Annotated in this window: 24 protein-coding genes; 10 read left to right on the forward strand and 14 right to left on the reverse strand. The window is 72.1% G+C overall.

Features of this window, described 5'->3' with window-relative positions; genetic code table 11:
* Positions 1 to 6: 6 nt before the first annotated feature.
* Entirely contained in the window at positions 7 to 219 is a 213-nt protein-coding gene (locus ACQEWB_RS02645; protein ID WP_432826575.1) for a hypothetical protein, read from the reverse strand.
* Between the two features lie 200 nt (positions 220 to 419).
* Between ACQEWB_RS02645 and ACQEWB_RS02650 the strand changes: the two genes are divergently transcribed.
* Together ACQEWB_RS02650 and ACQEWB_RS02655 are read left to right on the forward strand one after the other, a co-directional pair.
* On the forward strand, positions 420 to 884 hold the full coding sequence (locus ACQEWB_RS02650) for a cyclic nucleotide-binding domain-containing protein (RefSeq protein WP_432826577.1): 465 nt from the start codon (positions 420 to 422) through the stop codon (positions 882 to 884).
* A 43-nt stretch (positions 885 to 927) separates the two neighbouring features.
* The gene (locus tag ACQEWB_RS02655) at positions 928 to 1,587 is read left to right on the forward strand and encodes a CBS domain-containing protein (RefSeq protein ID WP_432826579.1); all 660 of its coding nucleotides are present in this window, start codon (positions 928 to 930) and stop codon (positions 1,585 to 1,587) included.
* 22 nt (positions 1,588 to 1,609) lie between these two features.
* On the opposite strand, the gene ACQEWB_RS02660 is transcribed toward ACQEWB_RS02655, so the two are convergent.
* Positions 1,610 to 2,206 (reverse strand): Rv1733c family protein, encoded by a 597-nt coding sequence (locus ACQEWB_RS02660; RefSeq protein WP_432826581.1) that lies wholly within the window; start codon positions 2,204 to 2,206, stop codon positions 1,610 to 1,612.
* Positions 2,207 to 2,417: 211 nt separating this feature from the next.
* Between ACQEWB_RS02660 and ACQEWB_RS02665 the strand changes: the two genes are divergently transcribed.
* The gene (locus ACQEWB_RS02665) at positions 2,418 to 3,119 is read left to right on the forward strand and encodes a response regulator (protein WP_432826583.1); all 702 of its coding nucleotides are present in this window, start codon (positions 2,418 to 2,420) and stop codon (positions 3,117 to 3,119) included.
* A gap of 22 nt (positions 3,120 to 3,141) precedes the next feature.
* Here ACQEWB_RS02665 and ACQEWB_RS02670 read toward each other — a convergent pair whose 3' ends face one another.
* The 8 genes from ACQEWB_RS02670 to ACQEWB_RS02705 all read right to left on the reverse strand — a co-directional run bounded on the left by ACQEWB_RS02670 (position 3,142) and on the right by ACQEWB_RS02705 (position 11,367).
* Positions 3,142 to 3,945 carry a universal stress protein gene (locus tag ACQEWB_RS02670; RefSeq protein WP_432826585.1) on the reverse strand — a complete coding sequence of 268 codons (804 nt, stop codon included), beginning with the start codon at positions 3,943 to 3,945 and terminating at the stop codon, positions 3,142 to 3,144.
* A gap of 179 nt (positions 3,946 to 4,124) precedes the next feature.
* Positions 4,125 to 5,114: an Acg family FMN-binding oxidoreductase gene (locus ACQEWB_RS02675; RefSeq protein ID WP_432826587.1), complete on the reverse strand. Its 990-nt coding sequence runs from the start codon at positions 5,112 to 5,114 to the stop codon at positions 4,125 to 4,127.
* 32 nt (positions 5,115 to 5,146) lie between these two features.
* On the reverse strand, positions 5,147 to 5,407 hold the full coding sequence (locus ACQEWB_RS02680) for an SHOCT domain-containing protein (RefSeq protein ID WP_432826589.1): 261 nt from the start codon (positions 5,405 to 5,407) through the stop codon (positions 5,147 to 5,149).
* Positions 5,408 to 5,544: 137 nt separating this feature from the next.
* Positions 5,545 to 7,914, reverse strand: a complete 2,370-nt coding sequence (locus tag ACQEWB_RS02685; RefSeq protein ID WP_432826591.1) for a glycoside hydrolase family 65 protein — start codon at positions 7,912 to 7,914, stop codon at positions 5,545 to 5,547.
* Complete coding sequence (locus ACQEWB_RS02690; RefSeq protein ID WP_432826593.1) at positions 7,911 to 8,684, reverse strand: HAD family hydrolase; 774 nt, start codon at positions 8,682 to 8,684, stop codon at positions 7,911 to 7,913. The genes ACQEWB_RS02685 and ACQEWB_RS02690 overlap by 4 nt, the downstream gene beginning before the upstream one ends.
* A gap of 2 nt (positions 8,685 to 8,686) precedes the next feature.
* Positions 8,687 to 9,562, reverse strand: coding sequence for a universal stress protein (locus ACQEWB_RS02695; RefSeq protein ID WP_432826595.1), 876 nt, complete (start codon positions 9,560 to 9,562; stop codon positions 8,687 to 8,689).
* 520 nt (positions 9,563 to 10,082) lie between these two features.
* Complete coding sequence (locus tag ACQEWB_RS02700; RefSeq protein WP_432826597.1) at positions 10,083 to 10,505, reverse strand: Hsp20/alpha crystallin family protein; 423 nt, start codon at positions 10,503 to 10,505, stop codon at positions 10,083 to 10,085.
* 139 nt (positions 10,506 to 10,644) lie between these two features.
* Entirely contained in the window at positions 10,645 to 11,367 is a 723-nt protein-coding gene (locus tag ACQEWB_RS02705) for a CBS domain-containing protein (RefSeq protein WP_432843619.1), read from the reverse strand.
* A gap of 171 nt (positions 11,368 to 11,538) precedes the next feature.
* Between ACQEWB_RS02705 and ACQEWB_RS02710 the strand changes: the two genes are divergently transcribed.
* The 7 genes from ACQEWB_RS02710 to ACQEWB_RS02740 all read left to right on the forward strand — a co-directional run bounded on the left by ACQEWB_RS02710 (position 11,539) and on the right by ACQEWB_RS02740 (position 19,081).
* A complete protein-coding gene (locus ACQEWB_RS02710) occupies positions 11,539 to 12,651 on the forward strand; it encodes a PAS domain-containing protein (RefSeq protein ID WP_432826599.1) in 1,113 nt (370 codons plus the stop codon).
* On the forward strand, positions 12,651 to 13,565 hold the full coding sequence (locus ACQEWB_RS02715; RefSeq protein ID WP_432826601.1) for a SpoIIE family protein phosphatase: 915 nt from the start codon (positions 12,651 to 12,653) through the stop codon (positions 13,563 to 13,565). Before ACQEWB_RS02710 ends, ACQEWB_RS02715 begins: the two co-directional genes overlap by 1 nt.
* A 160-nt stretch (positions 13,566 to 13,725) precedes the next feature.
* Complete coding sequence (locus tag ACQEWB_RS02720) at positions 13,726 to 14,610, forward strand: universal stress protein (RefSeq protein ID WP_432826603.1); 885 nt, start codon at positions 13,726 to 13,728, stop codon at positions 14,608 to 14,610.
* Between the two features lie 41 nt (positions 14,611 to 14,651).
* On the forward strand, positions 14,652 to 15,230 hold the full coding sequence (locus ACQEWB_RS02725; RefSeq protein ID WP_432826605.1) for a 2-oxoacid:acceptor oxidoreductase family protein: 579 nt from the start codon (positions 14,652 to 14,654) through the stop codon (positions 15,228 to 15,230).
* Complete coding sequence (gene porA, locus ACQEWB_RS02730; RefSeq protein WP_432826607.1) at positions 15,214 to 16,455, forward strand: pyruvate ferredoxin oxidoreductase; 1,242 nt, start codon at positions 15,214 to 15,216, stop codon at positions 16,453 to 16,455. Before ACQEWB_RS02725 ends, porA begins: the two co-directional genes overlap by 17 nt.
* On the forward strand, positions 16,452 to 17,459 hold the full coding sequence (locus tag ACQEWB_RS02735; protein ID WP_432826609.1) for a thiamine pyrophosphate-dependent enzyme: 1,008 nt from the start codon (positions 16,452 to 16,454) through the stop codon (positions 17,457 to 17,459). Before porA ends, ACQEWB_RS02735 begins: the two co-directional genes overlap by 4 nt.
* The gene (locus ACQEWB_RS02740) at positions 17,456 to 19,081 is read left to right on the forward strand and encodes an NAD(P)-binding protein (RefSeq protein WP_432826611.1); all 1,626 of its coding nucleotides are present in this window, start codon (positions 17,456 to 17,458) and stop codon (positions 19,079 to 19,081) included. Before ACQEWB_RS02735 ends, ACQEWB_RS02740 begins: the two co-directional genes overlap by 4 nt.
* Before the next feature lie 4 nt (positions 19,082 to 19,085).
* Here the strand turns inward: ACQEWB_RS02740 and ACQEWB_RS02745 are convergent, their stop codons facing one another.
* From ACQEWB_RS02745 to ACQEWB_RS02760, 4 genes are all read right to left on the reverse strand, one after another.
* Positions 19,086 to 19,949 (reverse strand): nuclease, encoded by an 864-nt coding sequence (locus tag ACQEWB_RS02745; protein ID WP_432826613.1) that lies wholly within the window; start codon positions 19,947 to 19,949, stop codon positions 19,086 to 19,088.
* Positions 19,950 to 20,148: 199 nt separating this feature from the next.
* Complete coding sequence (locus ACQEWB_RS02750) at positions 20,149 to 21,561, reverse strand: NAD(P)(+) transhydrogenase (Re/Si-specific) subunit beta (protein WP_432826615.1); 1,413 nt, start codon at positions 21,559 to 21,561, stop codon at positions 20,149 to 20,151.
* 5 nt (positions 21,562 to 21,566) lie between these two features.
* Complete coding sequence (locus ACQEWB_RS02755; protein ID WP_432826617.1) at positions 21,567 to 21,878, reverse strand: NAD(P) transhydrogenase subunit alpha; 312 nt, start codon at positions 21,876 to 21,878, stop codon at positions 21,567 to 21,569.
* Positions 21,875 to 22,990: an NAD(P) transhydrogenase subunit alpha gene (locus ACQEWB_RS02760; RefSeq protein ID WP_432826619.1), complete on the reverse strand. Its 1,116-nt coding sequence runs from the start codon at positions 22,988 to 22,990 to the stop codon at positions 21,875 to 21,877. Before ACQEWB_RS02760 ends, ACQEWB_RS02755 begins: the two co-directional genes overlap by 4 nt.
* Between the last annotated feature and the right edge of the window lie 12 nt (positions 22,991 to 23,002).

Raw genomic sequence — 23,002 nt, forward strand, 5'->3', positions numbered from 1 at the left:
CACCCGTCAGTGCCTCACCAGCGGGCGTCCGGCGGTCCGCTGCGGGCGATGCGGCGTACCGGTCGTCCCGGTGTACGCCGTCCGCCGCGCGGCGCGCTTGCGCTGCGCACGCAGGTACAGCGCGTCGAGCGCCGTGCTGAGCACGAAGGTGACGGCCATGGCGATCACCAGGAGGGCGGCGAACTGCCGCCAGAACTCCGGAGTCAGGGTCGTACCCATGGTGTTCCACCCCTTTCCGCTGTGTCGAGTGGCTCTCTCACCACCATCGAACCGCCGGACGCCGGGTGGCACAGGGTGCCACTGGGGTGCCGCAGGTCGCCGGCCGGCCCGTTCCTGGGGCCGGGTGGCCCCTGGCCCGTCGTCCGTCGGACGCCCACGCTGGGAGCGGTAGCCCAGTACGCCTTTACGGGAGGCACGCCATGAACGCTCCGGCAACCACGAGCCTGCCGCGGGCCCTGCCCGCCGAGCACCGGCAGCGGCTGATGGAGATCGCCCGGGAGGTGTCGTTCCCCCAGGGCAGCCGGCTGTTCGAGGAGGGCGGTCACGCCGACCGGTTCTGGATCATCCGCACCGGCACCGTCGAACTCGACATGCGCGTGCCCGGCCGCCGGGCGGCCGTCATCGAGTCCCTCGGGCACAACGAACTCGTCGGCTGGTCCTGGCTGTTCACCCCGCACACCTGGCACCTCGGCGCCGAGGCGGCTTCACCGCTGCGGGCGTACGAGTTCGACGCCACGGCCGTGCGGGAGCTGGCCCGGCGAGACCCCGAGTTCGGCCGCACGCTGGCCCAGTGGGTCGGCGAGGTGGTGGCCCACCGGCTACAGGCCGCCCGTGTGCGGCTGCTGGACCTGTACGCCCCGTACGGCAGCGGCAGTGCGCGATGACCCGTGCAGCCGCCGCGTGGATCCGGCCTGGCGAGGAGGCGTCGTGCACGCATCACCGCACATCGTGAGTGACGTGATGACCCGGGAGGTCGCCTCCGTGGACCGCCGGGCCGCCTTCAAGGACATCGTGCGCACCATGCAGGAACGCAAGGTCAGTGCGGTGCCCGTGGTCGACGGCGGCAACCGGGTGGTGGGGCTCGTCTCCGAGGCCGATCTGCTGCCGAAGGAGGAGTTCCGCGACAGCGACCCCGACCGCTACACGCAGCTTCGGCGGCTGTCCGACCTCGCCAAGGCCGGTTCGGTCGCCGCCGGTGAGCTGATGACCTCCCCCGCCCTCACCGTCCGCCCGGACGCCACGCTGGCGCAGGCCGCGCGGGAGTTGGCGCGGGCGCGGGTCAAGCGGCTGCCCGTCGTCGACGAGGACGGACGTCTGGAGGGCATCGTCAGCCGGGCCGACCTGCTCAAGGTGTTCCTGCGGGAGGACGAGGAGATCGCCGAGGAGGTCCGGCGGGAGACCGTCGCCTATCTCTTCCCCACACCGGCGTCGGCCGTGCTGGTCGAGGTCCAAGACGGGGTCGTGACGCTCGGCGGCCGCGTCCACGACACCTCGCTGGTGCCGGTGGCCGCGCGCCTGGTGCGGGCGGTCGAAGGGGTCGTGGACGTGCGGTTCGCGCTCGACGGACCGGACCGGTCCGCGAGCTGAACCATGGCGGGGCCGGGGCGCTTCAACCGGTCGTGTGCCCCCACTCCCGTCCGACCCGTTCCCATTCGACGCCCCACTCCTCGGTGGCCCGCCGCTGCACCCGCAGCCGTACCAGACTCCCGCCGCCCAGGACCGTCAGCCCGGCGGCCAGCGCGACTCCGCTGCCGGCCAGCACCACGCGGGTCGCCGCCTCGGCGGGACTCGCGGGTGCCGCCACCAGCCGGCCCCGCCCGTCCGTCCACACCCGCACCGTGCTGCCCGGCTCGGCCGTGGGCTTCACCTCGGTCGTACCCATGTGCACGACGGGCTTCCCGCCGCCGGGCTCGGTCCAGCGCACTGTCGCCCGGACCCTGTCGTACCTGATGCCGGTGACGACGTCCCGGCCACTGCCGGGCACCGTCTTCACCAGTACAGCGGAGACGGGTCGACGGCCCGCCCGGTCCTCGTCCACCGCGTGCTGCGCGGCCTGCGCGCCGACGATCCCGGCGGCGACGGCTCCACCGGTCGCGAGCGTCCAGGCGCCCAGGACGATCCACGCCTCCACCACATCGCTGCGCCGCCGCAGCTCATTGCTGCGCCAGCGCCATCCCACTACCCTGGTTCGGCCGACCTTCCGCATCGGTCACACCCCCTCACGGGCGCGATGAGGACGGACACCATCAACGGTCTCACCGGATCACCCCCGGCGGGAGGGGTGACCGTACGGAACTGTGCGCCGCAGCGACCAGTGGGGCCGGTCGGCCCTAGTGCGTTCGGCCCCTGCGAGTGATGATCGTCGTGACGTGCGGCCCGCAGTCCGTGCGTCATACATCCGGGAACAAGGGGTCGACATGACCGAGGCACGCACCTTCACGGCGCAGGATCCGATCCGCGTCTTCCTGCTCGACGATCACGAGGTCGTCCGGCGCGGACTGGCCGACCTGCTGGACGCGGAATCGGACATCTCCGTCGTCGGCGACGCCGAGAACGTCGAGCACGCCCTGGTCCGGGCACCGGCCGTGCGACCGCACGTCGCCGTCCTGGACGTGCGTCTGCCGGACGGGGACGGCATCTCCGTCTGCCGTGAGCTGCGCAGCCGGATGCCGGAACTGGCTGTGCTGATGCTGACGTCGTTCGACGACGAGGACGCCCTGCTCGACGCGATCATGGCCGGTGCGTCGGGTTACGTGCTCAAGCAGATCAGAGGCTCGGACCTGGTCTCGGCGGTGCGCACCGTCGCCTCGGGCCAGTCGATGCTGGACCCGGCCACGACGGCCCGACTGATGCGCTCCCTGCGGGCCGAACCCACCGAGGAGCCGGCCGTCGCGCCCGAACTCGCCGGCCTGTCCCCGCGCGAGCGGGAGATCCTCGCGCTGATCGGGGACGGACTCACCAACCGTGAGATCGGCAAGCGGCTGTACCTGTCGGAGAAGACGGTCAAGAACCACATCTCACGGCTGCTGGCCAAGCTGGGCGTCCAGCGCCGGGTGCAGGCCGCGGTGATCGCGAGTCACCTGGAGCAGCCGGCGCCGGACGACCGTCCGGCGCGGTGACGACCGCCCGTCCACGGGGGCGTCACCGCTCGCCGGAGGGGACCAGGGCCACGGGGCAGTGCGCGGACCTCACGATCAACCGGCCGTCGGGGGTCGACAGCGCGGCCGAGGTGCCGCCCCGCCGCCGTACCCCCACCACGACGAGCTGAGCGCCGAAGCTCGCCTCCAGGAGGGCCCGGTGCCGGCGGCCCCGTACGAAGCGGGCGGTCACCCTGACGTCCGGGTACTTCTCACGAAGGTCGGTCAGGTCGTCCGAAGCATGGTGCCGGTCGCGTGCCAGGTGCAGGACGACCAGGTCGGCGCCCCGGTCCGCGGCCTCGGCGAAGGCGAACTCGGCGGCCACCCGGGCCGCGGGTGAGGCGTCGTCGGCCAGTACGACGGGACCTGTCCGGACGGCCCTGCCCCGCACCACCAGCACGGGACACCCCACGTGAGCGGTGAGGTGCCCGGCGACCGAGCCGTGCAGCCGACCGCGCATCCCGTCCGTCCGGTGGCTGCCGACCACGGCGAGGCAGGCGGCGCGCGACTCGGACTCCAGCACGGTCACGGGCTCACCGACGAGGACCTCACGGGTGATCGCCAGATCCGGTGACACCCGGCGCGCCCGCCACTCGGCGTCGGCCAGGGCCTCGTTGACCCGGTCCCGCAGCCCGGCGCCGTCGGGGTCCCATGGCGCCACACCGGGCGGCACCTGCTCCGTGGGCCAGGTCAGCGCGTGCGCCAACCGCAAGGTCACACCCCGTCGTTCGGCCTCCCGGGCCGCGGCCTCCACGGCAGCCAGGCCCACCGCCGAGCCGTCCACTCCCACCACGACCGGACCGTTCATCGCTGTTCTCCTCATCCGGACGGGTGGCCGGACACGGCCGCCGCCCTCCCTGTTCTCGGTCTCTACGGTGTCCAGCCTTCGCCTGCCGTCCCCGTACCGCACTGGGCCGAGGGACCCCGGGCGCCCACCGACCGGCCCTCGGGTCGGGCCGGCGGTCCCGCCGGGCGGCGCCGGGCGGTTCACAGGATGTCCAGCACCTCGTGCACGGGGCGTCGTGGGGTGGTGGTGCCCGCGGGGCCGTAGCCGAGGCGCAGCACCATGTGAACGAAGCCCAGGGCCGACCGCGGGTCACGGGCCAGTTCGCGCAGGTCCTCCCGCTCCAGGGAGTGGGAGGTGAGGGAGGTGGCCAGGCCGTCGAGCGTGGCCAGCAGCAGGACCCGTTCCAGGGCCTGTCCCGCACGCAGCCAGTCCTCGGGGCGGTCCCGGCTCGTGCCCAGCAGGGCCAGGTGCGGGATGGTCTCGAAGACGGCCGTGGGACGGCCCGGCACGGCACGGCGGCCCGCGAAGTCACGGACGGGAGCAAGCCCGCCCCGTCCGCTCGGCCCGAAGGCGTCCTCGGGGATCCCGTCGACGACCGGACCGGCCGCCGCCGTTCCGACCCGGGTCCACCGACGTACGTCCGCAAGGCGCTCGGGCTCCAGGCTGTCGCGCCCCTCGACGTCACGGATGTGCTCCAGGAGGGCCTCCACGTGCCACCGGTCCGGGAAGACCAGCCGCCCGCCCTCCCGGTCGGCGGCGTTGCTCAGCGCGTCCCGGACGGCGTCCGGCACAGGCCGTTCCTCGAAGGGATGGCGGCTGGTGTGCCGTCGGGCGATCGCGGGGAACAGCCTCGCCAGGTCGCCGTCGGGACGGTCGGTCCCCGTGAGCCGCACCACGGCGAGCAGATCCTTGTCGGCCGGCTCGGGAAGCAGCAGGACGTCGGTGTGCAGCCCGCTGTCGGCCGCCGCGACCCGGAGGTTGAGGAGTGCCGCGCCGCAGCCGAGGTGGAGGGCGCGGTTGCCGGGGTCCGTGTGCGGCAGGGCCCGGCCGAGGTCCGCGCGGAGTTCGAGAGTGCCGCTCGCGCGGTGGTGGCGAAACCGCCACGGTTGCGCGTTGTGCATGGACGGCGCGGCCGTGGCTGCGGCTACCAGGGCCGTGATGTGGGTGGTGGAGAGTGGGAGCGCCGGCATGGGGCGCACCTCCCCTCGGGTGGCGGGTCGGGTCAGTGTTTGGTGAGGGTGGGGCCTTCGCCACGCAGCACGGCCAGGCCCCGGCGGTACTGCTCCTCGTCGATCTCCCCGCGGGCGAAGCGCTCGGCGAGCGTCTGCTCGGGGGAGGCAGGGGTGTGGCGGGGCTCGGTGGGCCGGTTCAGGGTGCGGAAGAGCAGCACGGCCATCGTGATGATCAGGGCCCACAGCAGGACGGTGCCGACCGACATCGTGAACCAGCCCCAGCCGTTCATGTCGTGCCCGTTCCAGTACATGGAGTCAGCCTCCTGTCACTCCTCGCGCACGACGGCTCGTACGCTGCGGTCCTCGTCACCGTCAGCCTCACACCCGCCACGACGGGCGGGCATGGGCCGTACGGTCTCGGTCCGGGTCCATGCGGCCCCGCCCGCCCTCACTCCCCGAGCACGAGTCGGCCCGTCTGACCCGGATGCAGGCAGACCGCCCGGTCCGGCAGCCGTACGTCGATCGGCGAGCCGTCGGACGCGGGCACCTCGATCTCCAACAGCCCGCGTTCCAGCCGTAGTCGGATGCCCCAGTGGCCCTGGTAGCGCAGCGCGAACCCGTACGAGGAGAGTTCCGGCAGCGGCACCGGATCGAGCCACAGGGCGCGGCCCCGGGTCTCCAGACCGGTCAGGCCGCGCTGTACGAGGTCGAGGGTGCCTGCCATGGCGCCGAGGTGGATTCCCTCGCCGGTGGTGCCGCCCTGGACGTCGGCGATGTCGCCCCGCAGTGCCTCCAGGCAGAACTTCCAGGCCTCGGCCCGCCGGGCGCGGGCCAGCACCCAGCCGTGGACCAGCCCGCTGAGCGTGGAGCCGTGGCTGGTGCGCCGCAGGTAGTGGTCGACGGTCCGCTGCCAAGTGTCCTCGTCCAGCCTGAGCCCCAACCGGCGGAACAGGCCCTGCAGTTCGGCGGGGGCGAAGAGGTAGCCGAGCATCAGCACGTCGGCCTCTTTGGAGGCCCGGTAGCGGTTGACGGTGTCGCCCTCCGCCTCCAGGATCCGGTCGAGGCGCCGGATGTCGCCGTAGCGCTCGCGGTAGCCGTCCCAGTCGAGCTCGGCGAGGTCGCCGTAGCCCTCGAACTGGCTGATCACGCCGTCGTGGAAGGGCACGTGCAGGGTCCGGGAGACGTCCTCCCACTGTTCGATCTCGCCGGCGTCCAGCCCGGTGCGCTCGGCGAGTTCGCGCCGCCGTGGTTCGGGCAGGGTGCGCAGCAGTTCCAGGGTGCGCGTGAGCACCCAGGCGGCCGTGACATTCGTGTACGCGTTGTCGTCGAGGCCGGGCTCCGCCGCATCGGGGTATGCGTCGTGGTACTCGTCGGGACCGACCACGCCCTTGATGCGGTGGCGGCCGAGGGTCTCGTCGTAGACGGCCGAGTCGGCCCAGAAGCGGGCGATCTGCAGCAGCATCTCGGCGCCCTTGGTGTCGCGGAACTCGGCGTCGCCGCTCGCCTCGCAGTACTGCCACACGTTGTACGCGACGGCCGAACCGACGTGGTGCTGGAGCCGGGAGTGGTCGGGCAGCCAGCGTCCCGAGCGGGGGTTGAGGTGCAGTCGCTGGGTCTCCTCGCGTCCGTCGCTGCCGCTCTGCCAGGGGTACATCGCGCCCTTTCGGCCCGCGGCGCGGGCGGCCGTGCAGGCCTGTTCGAGGCGGCGGTGACGGTAGCGGAGCAGGGCGCGCGAGACCTCGGGGAAGTGCAGGTTGAGATAGGGCAGTACGAACAGCTCGTCCCAGAAGACATGGCCGCGGTAGGCCTCGCCGTGCAGTCCGCGGGCGGGCACGCCGACGTCGAGGTCGGCGGTGTGCGGGGAGAGCGTCTGCAGGACGTGGAAGAGGTGCAGCCGCAGGATGCGGCCCGCTTCCCCGGCGACATGGAGGTCGGCCCGGCGCCAGAGCTGGTCCCAGGCCGTGAGCTGCGACTCCAGGAGTTCGTCGAAGCCCGGCGCCCGGCCGACCCGGTCGACGGCGGCGAACAGCGGGTCGCTGATCGCCGGGTCGCGGGAGGTGTGCAGGGCAACCGTCTTGTCGACGGCGACGGTGCGTCCGGGCGCCAGGTCGAGGCTCAGCCGCTGGACGACACGCGGATCCTCGTGGCTGATCGCGGCGGACGCTCCGGCGTCCAGCCGGGCCGCCATGGCGATACGGATGTCGGACGTGCGGGTGCGGCAGCGCAGCCACACGGTGTCCGGCGCGGCGGTTCCGGTGTGCACGTGCGTGAGGTGACGGCCGTCCAGGTCCCGGTAGCGGGGTATGCCCGCGTTGGTCACGGAGCCGTCGAGGGCCGCCTCCACGTCGAGCCGGCCGGCGAAGCCCTCGGCGGTGAACTCGGTGCGCAGCGCGGCCAGATGGGAGTCCGCCATGTGCACCAGCCGCTGCTGACGCACCACCAGGCTCCGTCTGTGGCCGAGGCCGTAACGTGTCCGGCGCTCCAGCATCCCGGCGGACAGGTGCAGGGTCAGGCGGTGCTCCAGCACGGTCGCGGTGTCGGGGGTGAGCCACGGTCCGCCGGGCAGGCGGAAGCGCAGCGGCAGCCAGTTGGGCACATTGACCATGTCCTCGTTGTCGACCTGGTGGCCGGCCGCGTCGGAGGTGAGCCGGTTGTAGCAGCCCGCCACATAGGTGCCGGGGTAGTGCACCTCGTCCGCGGCGCACTCGGGCAGCGCGCCCCGGGTGGCGAAGCAGCCGTTGCCCAGGGTGCACAGCGCTTCGCGAAGGCGTTCGTCGGCCGGTTCGTAACCCTCGTACTCCCAGGTCCAGCCCGTCACTTCGGCTCCCCTTCCGCGACCAGTTCTCCGAGGTCCGACACGACGATGTCGGCGCCGTGCCGCAGCAGCCGGCCGCTGGTGTCCCGGCCGGCCGTGCGGTCCACGCCGATCACCAGGGCGAAGCCGCCCCGGCGACCCGCCTCCACGCCCGCCAGCGCGTCCTCCACCACGGCGGCGCGGCCCGCGGGGGCGCCGAGGCGGCGGACCGCCTCAAGGAAGAGGTCGGGGCGGGGTTTGCCCGGCAGTCCCAGGCGGGCCGCCTCGCCACCGTCCACGAGCACGTCGAACAGGTCGAGCACCCCGGCCCGGTCGAGCAGTTCACCGGCGTGCCGGGACGCGGAGGCCGCGGCCCGGGGTATCCCGGCGCCGCGCAGGGCACGCACCAGCCGTACCGTGCCCGGGTAGGCGTCGACGCCGTGCGCACGCAGCCGCTCGGTGAACAGCCGCTCCTTGTCCGCGGCGACGGCCCGCACGATCTCCTCCGAGGCGTCGGCGCCTCGGGCTCGGAGGAAGGCCGCGGCACCGTCCAGGCGGGACTTGCCGTCGACGTACCGCAGGTAGTCGTCCCGGGCGTCGAACGGGCGGCGCGCGTCGGGGTCCTTGGGCGGACGGGCCGTCAGGAAGGCGTCGAATGCCGTCTTCCAGGCCGCCGCGTGCACCCGGGCCGAGTCGGTGATGACGCCGTCGGTGTCGAAGACGACGGCCGTGACGTCGCGCAGCACCGGTGCGAGCGTGTCATGGGACGTCGTAGGTTCGTCGGGGTGGCGCATGCTCACGCCTGCTGGGGCACGACCGCCACGGGGCAGTCGGCGTGGTGCAGCAGCGTGTGCGCCACCCGGCCGAGTTGGAGACCGACGTGGCCCTTTCGGCGCTGCGCTCCGACGATCACCAGGTCGGCGGCGGCCGAGCGGTTCAGCAGCACCTTGCGGGCCGGTCCCTCGACGGTGACAAGGCGCATCCGGACCTTCGGGTGATCCGCGACCGCCTCCGCGACCAGCCGGTCGAGCAGTTCGGACGCCTGTTCCTCGTGGCGGTGCGCCGGGTCCTGGGCCAGCTTCGGGTGGTCGGCGCTCTCGTGCGCGGGGCAGCGCCACGTGCGCACCACGTCCAGGGTGCAGCCACGGGCCTCGGCCTCGCGGAAGGCGAAGCGCACCGCCTCCGCGCCGGTCGCCGGGTCTCCGGCGCCGAGCAGGATCCGCTCGTGTGTGCCGGCCAGCCCCGCCTTGTCGCCGCGGACCACGATCACCGGACCGTGGGCGCGCGCCGCCACGGCCAGTCCGACCGAGCCGAGGAGCAGGCCCGCCAGCTCACCGCGGCCGCGCGAACCGGTTACCAGGACGGAGGCGTTGTTGCCCTCGCTCAGCAGCGCGGCAACCGCTTCCTCGGGGATCACCTCGGTGGTGACCTTCACCTCGGGAGCACGTCGCCGGGCACGCTCCGCGGCGTCTGCCACGACCTGCTCCGCCATCGCCTGTTCGGACGGCCGGTCCTGGCTGTCGGACGGCACTGCGCCCTCGTACCGCTCCCACAGCGACGCGTACACCAGCCGCAACGGCAGGCCGTGCCGGACCGCTTCGGCCACGGCCCAGTCGACCGCCGCGAGGCTCCCGGCCGATCCGTCGACGCCCACGACCAGGGGGAGCTCCATCGTCCCCACCACCTTTCGTTTCGGTCCGCGCGAGAGCTCGGGCACACAGCTCCGACCTCACCGTGGCACCGGCGGCCGGGCTTCAGCAGGGGTGGTTCGGCCCCGGGTCCCGGGCCACCCGGCCCAGGCCGGTGCCCACTCGGTCTCTGTGCCGGTCGGTGCACCGGCGGCGCGGCAGGACATGGGCTGCTTCCGGTGACCGTCCCGACACCACCCGCGACGTACGTACGGCCCGGACCGGGATCGGGGGCCGAACGGCCCTGGTGCGTCCGGTGCGCACATGGTGTGGTGGAGGTGACGGGGAGGGCCCGACTAAGGGCGCGGAGAAACGGCCGGCGGCCGTGCACCGCGCAATCAGGATCCGCGAGAAGCGGATGGCCCTCCCCGCCTCTCATGTCCCCTCGCCCACTGTTCTGGACATGGCCGTTCCCTCTGCTCCCCGGTACGCGGGTCCCGGCAGACGTGTGCGCGGCCGGCGTACCGGCCGCGCACCGCGGACCGACCGAGCGCCCACCCGCGCTCAGCCCTGCCGCACCGGGATGGTCTTCGTGCCCGTCTTCGTCTCGGGCACCGGGATCGTGACGGCCAGGACGCCGTCCTTGTACTCGGCGGTGGCCTCGTCGCCCTTGGCCCCGGCCGGCAGCCGGACGGAGCGGGCGAAGGAGCCGTAGTGGAACTCCGTACGGTGCTTCTGTGTCGTCTCCTCACTGCGCTCGGCCCGCAGGGTCAGAACGCCTTCCGTGACGGTGATCTCGACGTCCTTGGCGGGGTCGATGCCCGGGAGTTCTGCCCGCAGCACGTACTTCTCGTCCGCCAGGTGCTCCTCGATCCGGATACCGTGCAGACCGGGGACCGTGTGCGCCCCCGGGAAGCCGGACTCGACCCAGCCGAACAGGTCGGGCAGGGTCGGCCAGCCCGGCAGCCGCTCGATCATGCCAGTCATGTCTCCCTCCTCCTCTTGTTCCCTGCTTCCAGCGTCCCGCGCCCTCGCGCGGCGCGCGTGGGCCGGCCGGACCCGTACCGGACCCGACCGGCCCTGGCGCCCCAACGTCCCCCTGACAGCCGCCGGTTGGGACGCCGGCTCATGCCGCGCCGCCGACTCCCGACGGCGGCGCGGTGATCTCACGATCCGGCAGGTCCGGGTCGAGGGCCGGACGGCGGCGCGGTCCCATGAGCGCGCAGTCCACGTCGACCACCCCTTCCACGGCGCGCACCAGGCGTGCGGCGACGGGCACCAGGGTGGTGTCGGGGATCCGTCCGGTGAGCCGCACGACACCGTCGCGCACCTCGACCCGGATCGGCTCGACCGGGTTGGGGAACACGTGGGCGACGACCTCGCGCCGCACCTCCTCGGCGATGTCCTCGTCGTCGCGGAGGAAGACCTTCAGCAGGTCGGACCTGCTGACGATGCCCACCAGGACGCCCTCGTCCCCGACAACCGGCAGCCGTTTCACCTTGTGCAGGGCCATGATCCTGGCGGTCTGGGCGAGGGAGGCGTCAGCGGGCACGGTGACGGCCGGCGCGGTCATCAGTTCCTCGGCGGTCACGGCACCGGCCTTGACCAGGTCGGCGAGACGGCGCAGCTGGGTGTACCGGTCGGGATCCCCGTCGCGGAACTCCTCCTTGGGCAGCAGATCGGCCTCGGAGACCACTCCGACGACCCGGTTGGCGCCCTCCACCACGGGCATGGCGCTGACCTTCCACTGCTGCATGGTCTTCACGATCTCCTTGAACGTCGCTCCGCGGCCGAGGGCAACGACGGTGCGGGTCATCACATCGCTCACGATGTGCGGAGTGCCGTGCATGGCGTCCTCCCGGATGCTCGTGCCGCGCGGCATGGTCGTGCCGCGTGACACCTTCAGCGTCGGGCACCCGCTCGCCGTCGCCATGGGCCGAATGGGCCGTTACAGGGGTTCCGGTCGACCTTTCCAGGGTCGACGACGGAAAGTTTCGGGCAGTGACGGACAGTAGGTGACATGTGGTGGCACCGCTGGCCCGCGAGCGCTGAGATGTCCGGGATCGCCGTGCGCGGTGAACTGGGGGTGGCCATGGGCAGCTTCGTGGGAGTGCAACCGACCGCATCGGCGGGAGTGGGCGACGCCGGTCGCTGCCGCTGCGGAGCGCCACCGCGGGAGAGCGGGCCGGGGGCCGCCGAGGAGCGGTTCAGAGGCCTGTTGGAGGCCGCTCCGGACGCCATGGTGATCGTCGACGACACCGGGACGATCAGGCTGGTCAACGCCCAGACCGAGGCTCTCTTCGGCTACCGGCGCGAGGAACTGCTCGGCCACCCGGTCGAGTTGTTGATGCCGCACCGCTTCCACGCCCAGCACACCCTGCACCGCGACGGCTACGCCGCCAACCGCCAGGTCCGCCCGATGGGCGCCGGACTCGATCTGCACGGGCTGCGCAAGGACGGCACCGAGTTCCCCGTCGAGATCAGCCTGAGCCCGCTGGAGACCTCGGACGGGCTCCTGGTGTCCGCCGCCGTGCGGGACGTCAGCGACCGCAAGGCCGCCGAGGCGCGGATCAACGAACTCGCCGCGCTCGTCGAGTCGTCCCAGGACGCGATCCTCGCCAAGACCCTCGACGGGTTCATCACCTACTGGAACGCCGCCGCCCAGAGTCTGTACGGCTACACGGCCGAGGAGGTCATCGGCCGACACGTCTCGCTGCTCGCCCCGCCCGACCTGCGGGGCGAGATCGACTCGCTCCAGGACCGGCTCAGGCGTGGCGAGAAGGTCGAGCACTTCGAGACGCTGCGGGTCACCAAGACCGGTGGGCTGCTGGACGTCGACGTCACGCTGTGGCCGACCCGGGACACCGAGGGCACGGTGGTCGGCGCGTGCGCCATCGTGCGCGACATCAGCGACCGCAAGCGCGCCGAGGCCGAACTCACCGCGCTGTACGAGCAGCAACGTCACATCGCCCTCACGCTGCAGCGCAGCCTCATGGGTGCCCCGCCGGCCATCCCCGGTCTGGCCACGGCGAGCCGCTACCGCCCGGCCACCCAGGGCGCCGGAGTGGGCGGCGACTGGTTCGACCTCATTCCGCTGGGGGCAGACCGGGTGGGTGTGCTGATGGGGACGTGATGGGCCGCGGTCTCGAAGCCGCCGCGGTCATGGGGCAGTTGCGTTCGGCGGCGCACGCCCTGGCCAAGACCGGCATGCAGCCACGCCAGCTGATGCAGGCTCTGGACACCTGTGTGGCCGACCTCGACGTCCCCGACCAGCTCGTGACCTGCTGCTACCTGGTGATCGCCCCGGACACCGGCACGGTGACCGTCTGCTCGGCCGGCCATCTGCCGACCCTCGTCGCCGCTCCCGGGGCGGACGTCAGCGGCCTCGACTCCCCCGTCAACGCTCCCCTGGGCGTCGGGGGCGTCCTCTACCAGCAGTCCTGCACGGCCATACCGCCCGGCGCCACTCTCGTCCTGTACACCGACGGTCTCATCGAGACTCCGGGCAGCGACATCGAGGGCCGGGTCAGCGAACTCGCCCTCGTCCTGGACCAGTCCTTCACCGATACCGCCTGTCTGGAGACCGTCGCCGACCGCGTGCTGGCGGGCCTGCTGCCCGACGCCGACAGCCACAACGACGACGTGACGCTCCTCTTGGCCCAGCTCCCCGCCGCACCGCTCGCGTCCATGAGCACCGACCTGGACGCCGTGCCGTCCTCCGTGCCCGAGGGGCGCGCGTTCCTCCACAAGGCGCTCGCCTCCTGGGACTGCACCGCGGCCAGGGACGACGCCGTCCTGCTGCTGTCGGAGACCCTCACCAACGCCGTCCAGCACGCCGTCGGCCCGATCGGCCTGCACCTGCGCCGCACCGACACCGGCCTCACCGTCGAGGTCAGCGACCACAGCCCGCACCTCCCCCAGCCCCGTCTCGCGGCCGACGACGAGGAGTCCGGCCGGGGTCTGATCCTCGTCCGCGCGCTGGCCGCCGACTGGGGTGTCCGTCCCACCGACGAGGGCAAGACCACCTGGTTCACGCTGAAACTGTGAGCGTGCACCGGCCGGCTCCCGAACCCGGCCGGACACCGGGACGTTCGGCCCCTGTCCGAGGCCACGCAGCCCCTGCCCGGAAGGGCGCGCCCACCAGGAAGCTGGTGATGCGGAGGTCCGCCGGTAAGTGGGCGGGCAACGATCCGGGGAGGTGTCGGCCGTGCTTCGCCCCGTTGTCGTAGGTCTGGACGGTTCACGTGAGAGCCTCGCCGCCGCCGACTGGGCGGCCGGGGAGGCACTCAGGCGCGGCGTGCCGCTGCGTCTCGTGCACGCGTGGGAGGGTCTGTCCCCCGACGCGTCGCAATTGCCCGAGCTGGAGGCGCCGCGTTACTGGGCGCGGCGGATCCTGCGCGGTGCGATGGACCAGCTCAACGAGCGCCATCCACAGGTGTACCTGAGCGCCGAGCAGATCGCCCGCCCCGCGGCGGACGCGCTGATCGAGGAGGGTGCGCAGGCCGAGCTGCTGGTTCTGGGCAGCCGGGCGTTCAGTGGCTTCGGCGGCTTCATGGCCGGTTCGGTCGCACTCGCGACGGTGGCCCGTGTGAGCCGGCCGGTGGTTCTGGTGCGGGCCGACCGGTCCGCCGAGGACGACCATCTGCCGGACCCGGAGGGCCGTCCGTCCACACGCACGACGTACCGCGACGTCGTGGTCGGCGTGGACATCGCGCATCCCTGCGAGGAGCTGCTCGCGTTCGCCTTCGAGAGCGCGGCGCTGCGTTCGGCGCCACTGCTGGTGGTGCACGCGTGGCACAGTCCGTACGCCCCGCCGACGGCCACGATGAGCCTCGCTGCTCGGCGGACCGCCGAGCAGGCCCTGGCCGGCGCGCTCCAGCCGTGGCGGGACAAGTACCCGGCGGTGGAGGTCCGCACGCGGGTGGAGCACGAGCGCCCGGCCCAGCTGCTGCTCCAGGCCACGCGGGAGGCGGCCCTGCTGGTCGTCGGCCGCAGGGACCGTCCGGCCCGGCTCGGCGCCCACACCGGTCCGGTGGCGCACGCGGTGATGCACCACGTCCGCTGCCCGGTCGCCGTCGTCCCGCACGAGTGACTCATCCGTAGACGCGGATCCCGTCCGGAAGGGAAGGTGCCGTGTTCCAGGTTCGTATCCACGGCCGTGGCGGCCAGGGAGCCGTCACGGCCGCCGAGCTGTTGTCGGTGGCGGCGTTCATGGAGGACCGCCACGCGCAGGCGTTCCCGAGCTTCGGATCGGAGCGGACGGGGGCGCCGGTGGTGGCCTTCTGCCGGATCGACGACCGGCCGATCCGGGTGCGCGAGCCCGTCATGCGGCCCGACGCGCTGGTCGTCCAGGACCCCACACTGCTGCATCAGGTGAACGTCTTCGAAGGCCTGCGGACCGGCGGCTCCGTACTGGTCAACTCGCCCCGTTCCGCGGCGGAACTGGGCCTTACCGGGCTCTCCGGCCCGGTCCTCACCGTCCCGGCCACCGCGTTCGCCGTACGTCACTTCGGCCGGCCGGTGCCGAACGCCGTCCTGCTGGGCGGCCTCGCCGCGCTCACCGGCTGCGTGACGATCGACTCGCTCGCCGCCGCCGTCCGCGAGCGCTTCCCGGGCGAACTGGGGCGGGCCAACGCCGCCGCGGCCCGCGAGGCGTACGACCACGTCCAGAACGCACAGCGGGAGGAACAGGCGCATGCTCAAGCAGACTGAGGGGTCGCGCGCGGTCGCCGAGACCGTCGCCTGTTGCCGGCCCGAGGTGATCGCGGCCTATCCGATCTCTCCGCAGACGCACATCGTCGAGGAGCTCAGCCGTCTGGTGAAGTCCGGGGCGCTGAAGCCGTGCGAGTACGTCAACGTCGAGTCGGAGTTCGCCGCGATGTCGATGTGCATCGGCGCGTCCGCCGCGGGCGCCCGCACCTATACGGCGACCGCCAGCCAGGGCCTGCTGTACATGGTGGAGGCGCTGTACAACGCCTCCGGACTCGGCCTGCCCATCGTGATGACGGTCGCCAACCGGGCCATCGGCGCGCCGATCAACATCTGGAACGACCACAGCGACTCCATGTCGCAGCGCGACTCGGGCTGGATCCAGCTGTACGCGCGTGACAACCAGGAGGCCGCCGACCTGCATCCGCAGGCCTTCCGGCTGGCCGAGGAGCTGTCGCTGCCGGTGATGGTGTGCATGGACGGCTTCGTCCTCACCCATGCCTGGGAGCGGATCGAGGTGCCCGAGCAGGCGCAGGTCGACGCGTTCCTGCCGCCGTACGAGCCGCGTCAGGTCCTGGACCCGGACGACCCCGTGTCGATCGGCGCGATGGTGGGGCCGGACGCGTTCACCGAGGTGCGCTATCTGGCGCACGCCAAGCAGATGCAGGCGCTGGAGGTGATCCCGCGGGTGGCCGACGAGTTCCGGCAGGCCTTCGGGCGGACCAGCGGCGGCCTGGTGCACCCGTACGCCTGCGAGGACGCCGACATCGTCGTCGTGGCGCTGGGCTCGGTGTTCGGCACGGTGTGCGACGTCGTCGACGAGATGCGGGAGAGCGGGGTGCGGATCGGGGCACTGGCGATCACCTCGTTCCGGCCGTTCCCGCTGAACGCGGTGCGGACCGTGCTCGGCCGGGCGCGCCAAGTGGTCGTGCTGGAGCGGGCGTTCGCGGTGGGCATCGGCGGGATCGTGTCGGCGAACGTGCGCACCGCGCTGTCCGGGATCCTGCTCGACGGCCACACCGTGGTCGCGGGGCTCGGCGGCCGGCCGATCACCAAGGAGTCACTGCACCGGCTGTTCGAGGACGCGATCGCCGGGCGGCTCGGGGAGCTGACCTTCCTGGACCTCAACCACGAGCTGGTGGACCGGGAGTTGGCGCGGATGGCCGAGTCCAGGCAGTCCGGTCCGTCCGCGGAGAACATCCTGCGTGATGTGGGGAGCAACCGATGAGCACCGTCCAGCAGGTCAAGTTCTACCAGGTGGGCAGCTTCGCCGCCGGAAACCGGCTGCTGGGGCCCGAGTCGCAGTCCGACCAGGCCGACCCGGGCCGTTCCAACGCGCTCACCTGCGGCCATCGCGCCTGCCAGGGCTGCGGCGAGGCGCTCGGCGCCCGTTACATCCTGGACGCGGCCGGGCGGGCGGCCGACGGCAAGGTGATCGCGGTCAACGCCACGGGCTGCCTGGAGGTGTTCTCGACGCCGTACCCGGAGACCTCGTGGCAACTGCCCTGGCTGCACTCCCTGTTCGGCAACGCCCCCGCGGTCGCCGCCGGCGTGGCCGCGGCCCTGCGCGCCAAGGGCCGCACCGACATCCGGGTGGTCGGCCAGGGCGGCGACGGCGGCACCGTCGACATCGGCCTCGGCTGCCTGTCGGGCATGTTCGAGCGCAACGACGACGTCCTGTACGTCTGTTACGACAACGAGGCCTACATGAACACCGGCGTGCAGCGCTCCGGGGCCACTCCCCCGACGGCTCGTACGGCGACCACGCAGGCGGTCGGCGAACAGCCGGGCGCCCCCTTCGGCCAGGGCAAGAACCTGCCGCTGATCGCGATGGCGCACGAGATCCCGTACGTCGCCACGGCAACCGTCGCGGGGTTGCGCGACCTGGAGGCGAAGGTACACCGGGCGATGACCGTGCGCGGTGCCCGCTATCTGCACGTCCTGGTGCCCTGCCCGCTGGGCTGGGGCACGGCGTCGCACGACACGGTGCGCATCGCGCGGCTGGCCGAACAGACCGGTCTCTTCCCGGTGTTCGAGGCCGTGGACGGCGGGGTCACCGACGTCACACCGATCCGGCGGCGGCTGCCGGTGGAGGAGTACCTGCGCCCGCAGAAGCGGTACGCGCACCTCTTCGAACCGGAGCTCCGCACCGATGTCATCGCCCGGCTGCAACGGGCGGCCGACCGCAACATCGCCCGCTTCGGGCTGCTGGCACAGGAGGACGTGCCGTGAAGAACAAACCGTTCGCGATCACCTTGAACGTCGGCTCCAGCCTGGCCAACCACACCGGCGCCTGGCGCACCGAACGGCCGCTGTACGTCGACCGGTTGCCGCCGTGCAACCAGGCGTGCCCGGCGGGCGAGAACATCCAGCAGTGGCTCTACCACGCGGAGAGCGGCGACTACGAGGCCGCCTGGCGCCAGTTGATGCGGGACAACCCGCTGCCCGCGGTGATGGGCCGGGTCTGCTACCACCCGTGTGAGACCGCCTGCAACCGCGTCCAGGTCGACAACGCCGTCGGCATCAACTCGATCGAGCGCTTCCTGGGCGACGAGGCGATCAGGCGCGGCTGGACCGTGGCACCGCCCACGGCCACTTCCGGGAAACGGGTTCTGGTCGTCGGCTCCGGACCGGCCGGACTGTCGGCCGCGTACCATCTGCGGTTGCTCGGCCACGAGGTGACGGTCCGTGAGGCCCAGGACCGGCTCGGCGGGATGATGCGGTACGGCATCCCCCGCTACCGCCTGCCGCGCGAGGTGCTGGACGCGGAGATCGACCGTATCCGCGCGCTCGGCGTCGTCCTCGAAACCGGCACACGGGTCGACGACGTGCTCGCCGCGCAGCGGGAGGGCGGCTTCGACGCCGTGTTCCTGGCCGTGGGAGCGGGCATCGGCAAACGGACCTACATCCCGGCCGGCGACAGTGCCCGCATTCTGGACGCGGCGGCACTTCTCGGCAGCATGGAAAGCGAGGGGCCGCCCCTGCTGGGCCGCAGGGTCGCGGTCTACGGCGGCGGCAACACGGCCATGGACGCGGCCCGCACCGCCCGCAGGCTCGGAGCCACCGACGCCGTGGTGGTCTACCGGCGCAACCGTGACCGGATGCCCGCGCACGACGAGGGGGTCGAGGAAGCCCTGGAGGAGGGCGTGCGGATGAAGTGGCTGTCCACCATCAAGCACGCCGACGAGGGCCGGCTGACCATCGAGCGGATGGAGCTCGACGAGACCGGATTCCCGCGGCCCACGGGCGAGTTCGAGGAGCTGGACGCGGACACGGTGGTGCTGGCGCTCGGCCAGGACTCCGACCTGTCGCTCCTCAAGGACGTGCCGGACCTGGCCGTCGACCACGGCATGGTGCAGGTGGCCGACGGGCTGACGACCGGGCACGCGGGCATCTTCGCGGGCGGCGACATGGTTCCCGCCGAGCGTACGGTCACCGTGGCCGTGGGGCACGGCAAGAAGGCGGCCCGGCACATCGACGCGTATCTGCGTGGCGGCGCGTACGAGCCCGGCCCCAAGCACGGCCCCGCCTCCGCCGACCGGCTCAACACCTGGTATTACTCCGACGCCCCGGCCTCCGTGCGGCCGAGGCTCGAAGTGGCCCGGCGGGTCTCGACGTTCGACGAGGTGGTGCAGGGACTCGACGAGTCCACCGCCCTGTTCGAGGCCCGGCGCTGCATGTCGTGCGGGAACTGCTTCGAGTGCGACAACTGCTACGGCGTCTGCCCGGACAACGCCATCATCAAGCTGGGGCCGGGCAAGGGCTTCACCATCGACCTCGACTACTGCAAGGGGTGCGGGCTGTGCGCCGCCGAGTGCCCGTGCGGGGCGATCGACATGGTGCCGGAGGAGTGACGGACTACCTCTCGTCGAACACCAGATCCTCGGGCGCGTGGGTGAGTTTCACGGTGTCGCCCGTGACGTCCACAACGGTGTCGAAGCCCGTCCACTGGCCGGACGAAAGGATCAGCAGGCGGTCGTCGCGCTGGGCCAGGTAGGCGGGGAAGCCCGCCAGATCGGGGTCGCCGTCGCCGAGTACGAGGTAGTCGGCCAGTCGGCGGAACAGCTTGGGCAGCAGCACCGCGGTGTCGGTCAGTGAACCCAGACCGGCGATCTTCGCGCCTGCCTGTGTCGCGTCGGCGGCCCAAAGCCCCATGCCCTTGTCCCGGGCCTTCCCGGCCGCGGAGGTCATCTCCTCGCGCAGGTCCACGAACAACTGGCGGTAGTACGTGGGGTAGGCCATGCCCATCGAGAGCTGGTGGTGGTTCACCGTGTTGAGCAGGTCGGACACTTCCACCCGCACGAAGGTGCCGCTCGTGGCCGGCGCCGGGCCGACGCCCGCGAAGGCCACGCACCGCCCGTGCACGTCCGCGCTGCGGGTGAAGACGTAACCGGGCACGGACTCGGGCGCGGCGGCCACGACGATGCCGCGGTCGTTGCGCTGCACGTTCTGGAAGCCGATCTCGTCGAGCAGTTCCTGGGCCGCCTGCCCGGCGAACGGGGCCGGCTGGTGGAGTTCGGGTCCGTGCGGTGGCCGGTAGTGCGTTTCCAAGGTGTCGATGCCGTCCAGCCGCAGCTGGGCCCCGCCCGTCCGGTTGCGCCGTACCTTCCGGCCCGGCAGCAGGTCCCACTCGTTCGGGTCGTCCGGGTAGAAGCGCACCGAGTCCCCGTCCGGGCTCGCTCCGACGATCTTGTATGCGCCCCTGATCAGCAGCATCGGCATGACGTCCCCCTGTCGGTCGCGGTGAACCCACTGTGACCGGGGGCTCGTCGGGGGGCTCCGGCTCGTAGCGGTAAGCGGGCCAAAGGTCATGCATCCAACGGACGGGGCGCTCGGATATGTCGTACGCCGGTCGCTCCCCGCGGACACGAGGAGGAGGCCCCCGCGTCGGGGGCCTCCCGTGCGTTTACCGGGCCGGGCGTCAGCCGACGAACTCGCCGACCGCCGCCTTCAGTTCGGTCAGTCCCTTCTTCGCGTCCGTGAAGAACATCCCGGTCTTCGGATCGGTGTAGAGCTCGTTGTCGACTCCGGCGTATCCGTGGCCCATCGACCGCTTGATGACGACGATGCTCCTGGCCTTGTCGACGTCGAGGATCGGCATGCCCGAGATGGCGTTGCCGGGGCGGCGGGCGATCGGGTTGGTGACGTCGTTGGCGCCTATGACGAGGGCGACGTCGGCCTGTGGGAACTCCGGGTTGATCTCGTCCATCTCCTTCAGCTGGGTGTAGGGCACGTTGGCCTCCGCCAGCAGCACGTTCATGTGCCCCGGCATCCGGCCGGCGACCGGGTGGACGGCGTAGCTGACGTCGATGCCGTGGTCGGTCAACAGCTGTGCCAGCGCACCGAGTTCGTGCTGGGCCTGGGCGGCGGCGAGGCCGTAGCCCGGGACGAGGACGACCTTGCTCGCGTACGCCAGCTGGATCGCCACGTCGTCCGCGGACACCGACCGCACCTGGGCCGGTGCTCCCCCCGCCGCGACCGGCGCGCCGTCCCCGGTGCCGAAGCCGCCGATCACCACGTTGGCGATCGACCGGTTCATGGCGTCGGCCATCAGCTTGGTCAGGATGCCGCCCGAGGAGCTGACGAGCATGCCGGCGATGATCAGCGCGGTCTCGTTGAGGACGAAGCCCGCCATCGCGACCGCCGATCCCGTGAAGGCGTTCAGCAGGGCGATCACCACCGGCATGTCCGCGCCGCCGATGGGCAGCACCATCGTCACACCGAAGAGCAGGGCGACGGCCACGAGCCCGTACAGGGCGGTACGGGAGTCGGGTACCAGCACCAGCCAGACCGTGCCGGCGACGAAGGAGAGCGGCAGCACCACGTTCAGCAGCCGCGCTCCCGGGAACACCACCGGCGCGCCCGAGACCACGCCCTGGAGCTTGCCGGCGGCGATCAGCGATCCGGAGAAGGTGACGGCGCCGATGACGATGTCCAGGGCTCCCGGCACGGACACCCGCGCCCCGAGCGCACCGGGGTTGCCGGCCTGGAGCAGATCGTTTACGGCGATGAGAGCGGCCGCCCCGCCACCAACCGCGTTGAAGAGACTGACCAGTTGGGGCATGGCGGTCATCTTGACCTCGCGCGCGGCGTAGAGGCCGAGCGCGGCGCCGACGAGACCGCCGGAGACCAGCACGAGCCAGCCGGTCGTGGTGATCGTCCCCTCGTGGGCCACCAGCCACACCGTGGCCGCGATCGCGACGGCCATGGCTCCGGCGGAGATCGCGTTGCCACGGCGGGCCGTACGGGGGTGGTTCATCAGGTGGAGGCCGAGCACGAAGCAGACGGCCGCGGCCAGGAAGACGTAGTGCACGGCGTTGGAGACGGTGTCCATGGCGCTCACACCTCCGCCTTGTAGTCGTTGCGGGGCCTGGCCCTGAACATCTCCAGCATCCGGTCGGTGACGACGTACCCGCCGACGACGTTCATGGCCCCGAACACCACGGCCAGGAAGGCGAGGACGTAGCCGAGCCAGGTGTGCGACTCGGCCGCGATCAGCATGGCGCCGATGACGACGATGCCGTGCACCGAGTTCGAGCCGGACATCAGGGGCGTGTGCAGGGTCGCGGGGACCTTGCTGATGACCTCGACGCCGACCAGGACGCTCAGCACGAAGACGGTGATCGCGGTGAGGAGATCGAGGTTGTTCATGATGACGCTCCTCCCGTGAGCGCGGCCGTGATCTCGTCGGCCGGATCGAGGATCAGTTCACCGTCGGGCACGAGGTGGCGCAGGAGTGCCACGAGGTTGCGGGCGTAGGCCGTGGACGCGGCGGTCGCCATCGCGGACGGCAGGCGTCCGGCACCGATGAGCGTGACGCCGTTGTCCAGGACGACGGTCTTGTCGGGTTCGGATCCCTCGACGTTGCCGCCGAGTTCGCTCGCGGCGAGGTCGACGACGACCGAGCCGGGCTTCATGGCCTCGACGGCCGCCGCGGTCACCAGCAGCGGTGGCTTGCGGCCGGGTACCTGGGCGGTGGTGATGACGATGTCCGTACGGGCGACGTGGGCGTCCAGCGCCTCCTGCTGGGCCATCTGCTCAGTCGCCGACAACTCCCTTGCGTAGCCGCCCTGTCCGGCGCCCGATTCGGTGCCTGGCGGACGCTGGATGTCCAGGAATCGGGCGCCGAGCGACTCCACCTCCTCTCGCGACTCGGGGCGTACGTCATACGCCGTGACGACGGCGCCGAGGCGGCGCGCGGTGGCGATGGCCTGCAGCCCGGCCACTCCGGCACCGAGGACGAGAACCTGCGCGGGGCGCATGGTGCCCGCCGCGGTGGTCAGCATCGGGAAGAAGCGGTCGTAGGAGTCGGCCGCCAGTACGGCCGCCTTGTAGCCGGCGACGCTCGCCTGGGAGGTCAGCGCGTCCATGGACTGGGCGCGGCTGAGGGTGCGGGGCAGCAGATCGAGGCTCACCGTACGCACTCCGCGCTGGTACAGCTCCTGTACGAGGGCGGGGTGGTGCAATGCTTCGAGCAGGCCGATCAGGGTCTGCCCGGCACGCAGTGGCCCGATGGCCCCCGGGTCGGGCGGGCCGACGCACAGCACGACGTCCGCGCGCGCGTACAGCTCTTCGGGGCTCACGACGCTCGCGCCGGCCCCGATGTACTCGGCGTCGGTGAACCAGGCGCCGGATCCGGCCCCTGCCTCGATCAGCACGTCGATTCCGGTACGGCGCAGAAGGGTTACGGCCTCGGGTACGAGCGCGACGCGACGTTCGCCGGGCGCACGCTCCCGTACGGCACCTACGGTGACGGTTGCCATGATCTGCTGCCT

It is taken from the genome of Streptomyces sp. CA-249302, from assembly GCF_050936785.1.
Lineage (GTDB): Bacteria > Actinomycetota > Actinomycetes > Streptomycetales > Streptomycetaceae > Streptomyces.

Coding starts and splice junctions, on each gene's coding strand:
- ACQEWB_RS02645 (WP_432826575.1), bottom strand. CDS start 219: ATGGGTACGACCCTGACTCCGGAGTTCTGGCGGCAGTTCGCCGCCCTC.
- ACQEWB_RS02650 (WP_432826577.1), top strand. CDS start 420: ATGAACGCTCCGGCAACCACGAGCCTGCCGCGGGCCCTGCCCGCCGAG.
- ACQEWB_RS02660 (WP_432826581.1), bottom strand. CDS start 2,206: ATGCGGAAGGTCGGCCGAACCAGGGTAGTGGGATGGCGCTGGCGCAGC.
- ACQEWB_RS02665 (WP_432826583.1), top strand. CDS start 2,418: ATGACCGAGGCACGCACCTTCACGGCGCAGGATCCGATCCGCGTCTTC.
- ACQEWB_RS02670 (WP_432826585.1), bottom strand. CDS start 3,945: ATGAACGGTCCGGTCGTGGTGGGAGTGGACGGCTCGGCGGTGGGCCTG.
- ACQEWB_RS02675 (WP_432826587.1), bottom strand. CDS start 5,114: ATGCCGGCGCTCCCACTCTCCACCACCCACATCACGGCCCTGGTAGCC.
- ACQEWB_RS02680 (WP_432826589.1), bottom strand. CDS start 5,407: ATGTACTGGAACGGGCACGACATGAACGGCTGGGGCTGGTTCACGATG.
- ACQEWB_RS02690 (WP_432826593.1), bottom strand. CDS start 8,684: ATGCGCCACCCCGACGAACCTACGACGTCCCATGACACGCTCGCACCG.
- ACQEWB_RS02695 (WP_432826595.1), bottom strand. CDS start 9,562: ATGGAGCTCCCCCTGGTCGTGGGCGTCGACGGATCGGCCGGGAGCCTC.
- ACQEWB_RS02700 (WP_432826597.1), bottom strand. CDS start 10,505: ATGACTGGCATGATCGAGCGGCTGCCGGGCTGGCCGACCCTGCCCGAC.
- ACQEWB_RS02705 (WP_432843619.1), bottom strand. CDS start 11,367: ATGCACGGCACTCCGCACATCGTGAGCGATGTGATGACCCGCACCGTC.
- ACQEWB_RS02710 (WP_432826599.1), top strand. CDS start 11,539: ATGTGGTGGCACCGCTGGCCCGCGAGCGCTGAGATGTCCGGGATCGCC.
- ACQEWB_RS02715 (WP_432826601.1), top strand. CDS start 12,651: ATGGGCCGCGGTCTCGAAGCCGCCGCGGTCATGGGGCAGTTGCGTTCG.
- porA (WP_432826607.1), top strand. CDS start 15,214: ATGCTCAAGCAGACTGAGGGGTCGCGCGCGGTCGCCGAGACCGTCGCC.
- ACQEWB_RS02735 (WP_432826609.1), top strand. CDS start 16,452: ATGAGCACCGTCCAGCAGGTCAAGTTCTACCAGGTGGGCAGCTTCGCC.
- ACQEWB_RS02745 (WP_432826613.1), bottom strand. CDS start 19,949: ATGCCGATGCTGCTGATCAGGGGCGCATACAAGATCGTCGGAGCGAGC.
- ACQEWB_RS02750 (WP_432826615.1), bottom strand. CDS start 21,561: ATGGACACCGTCTCCAACGCCGTGCACTACGTCTTCCTGGCCGCGGCC.
- ACQEWB_RS02755 (WP_432826617.1), bottom strand. CDS start 21,878: ATGAACAACCTCGATCTCCTCACCGCGATCACCGTCTTCGTGCTGAGC.
- ACQEWB_RS02760 (WP_432826619.1), bottom strand. CDS start 22,990: ATGGCAACCGTCACCGTAGGTGCCGTACGGGAGCGTGCGCCCGGCGAA.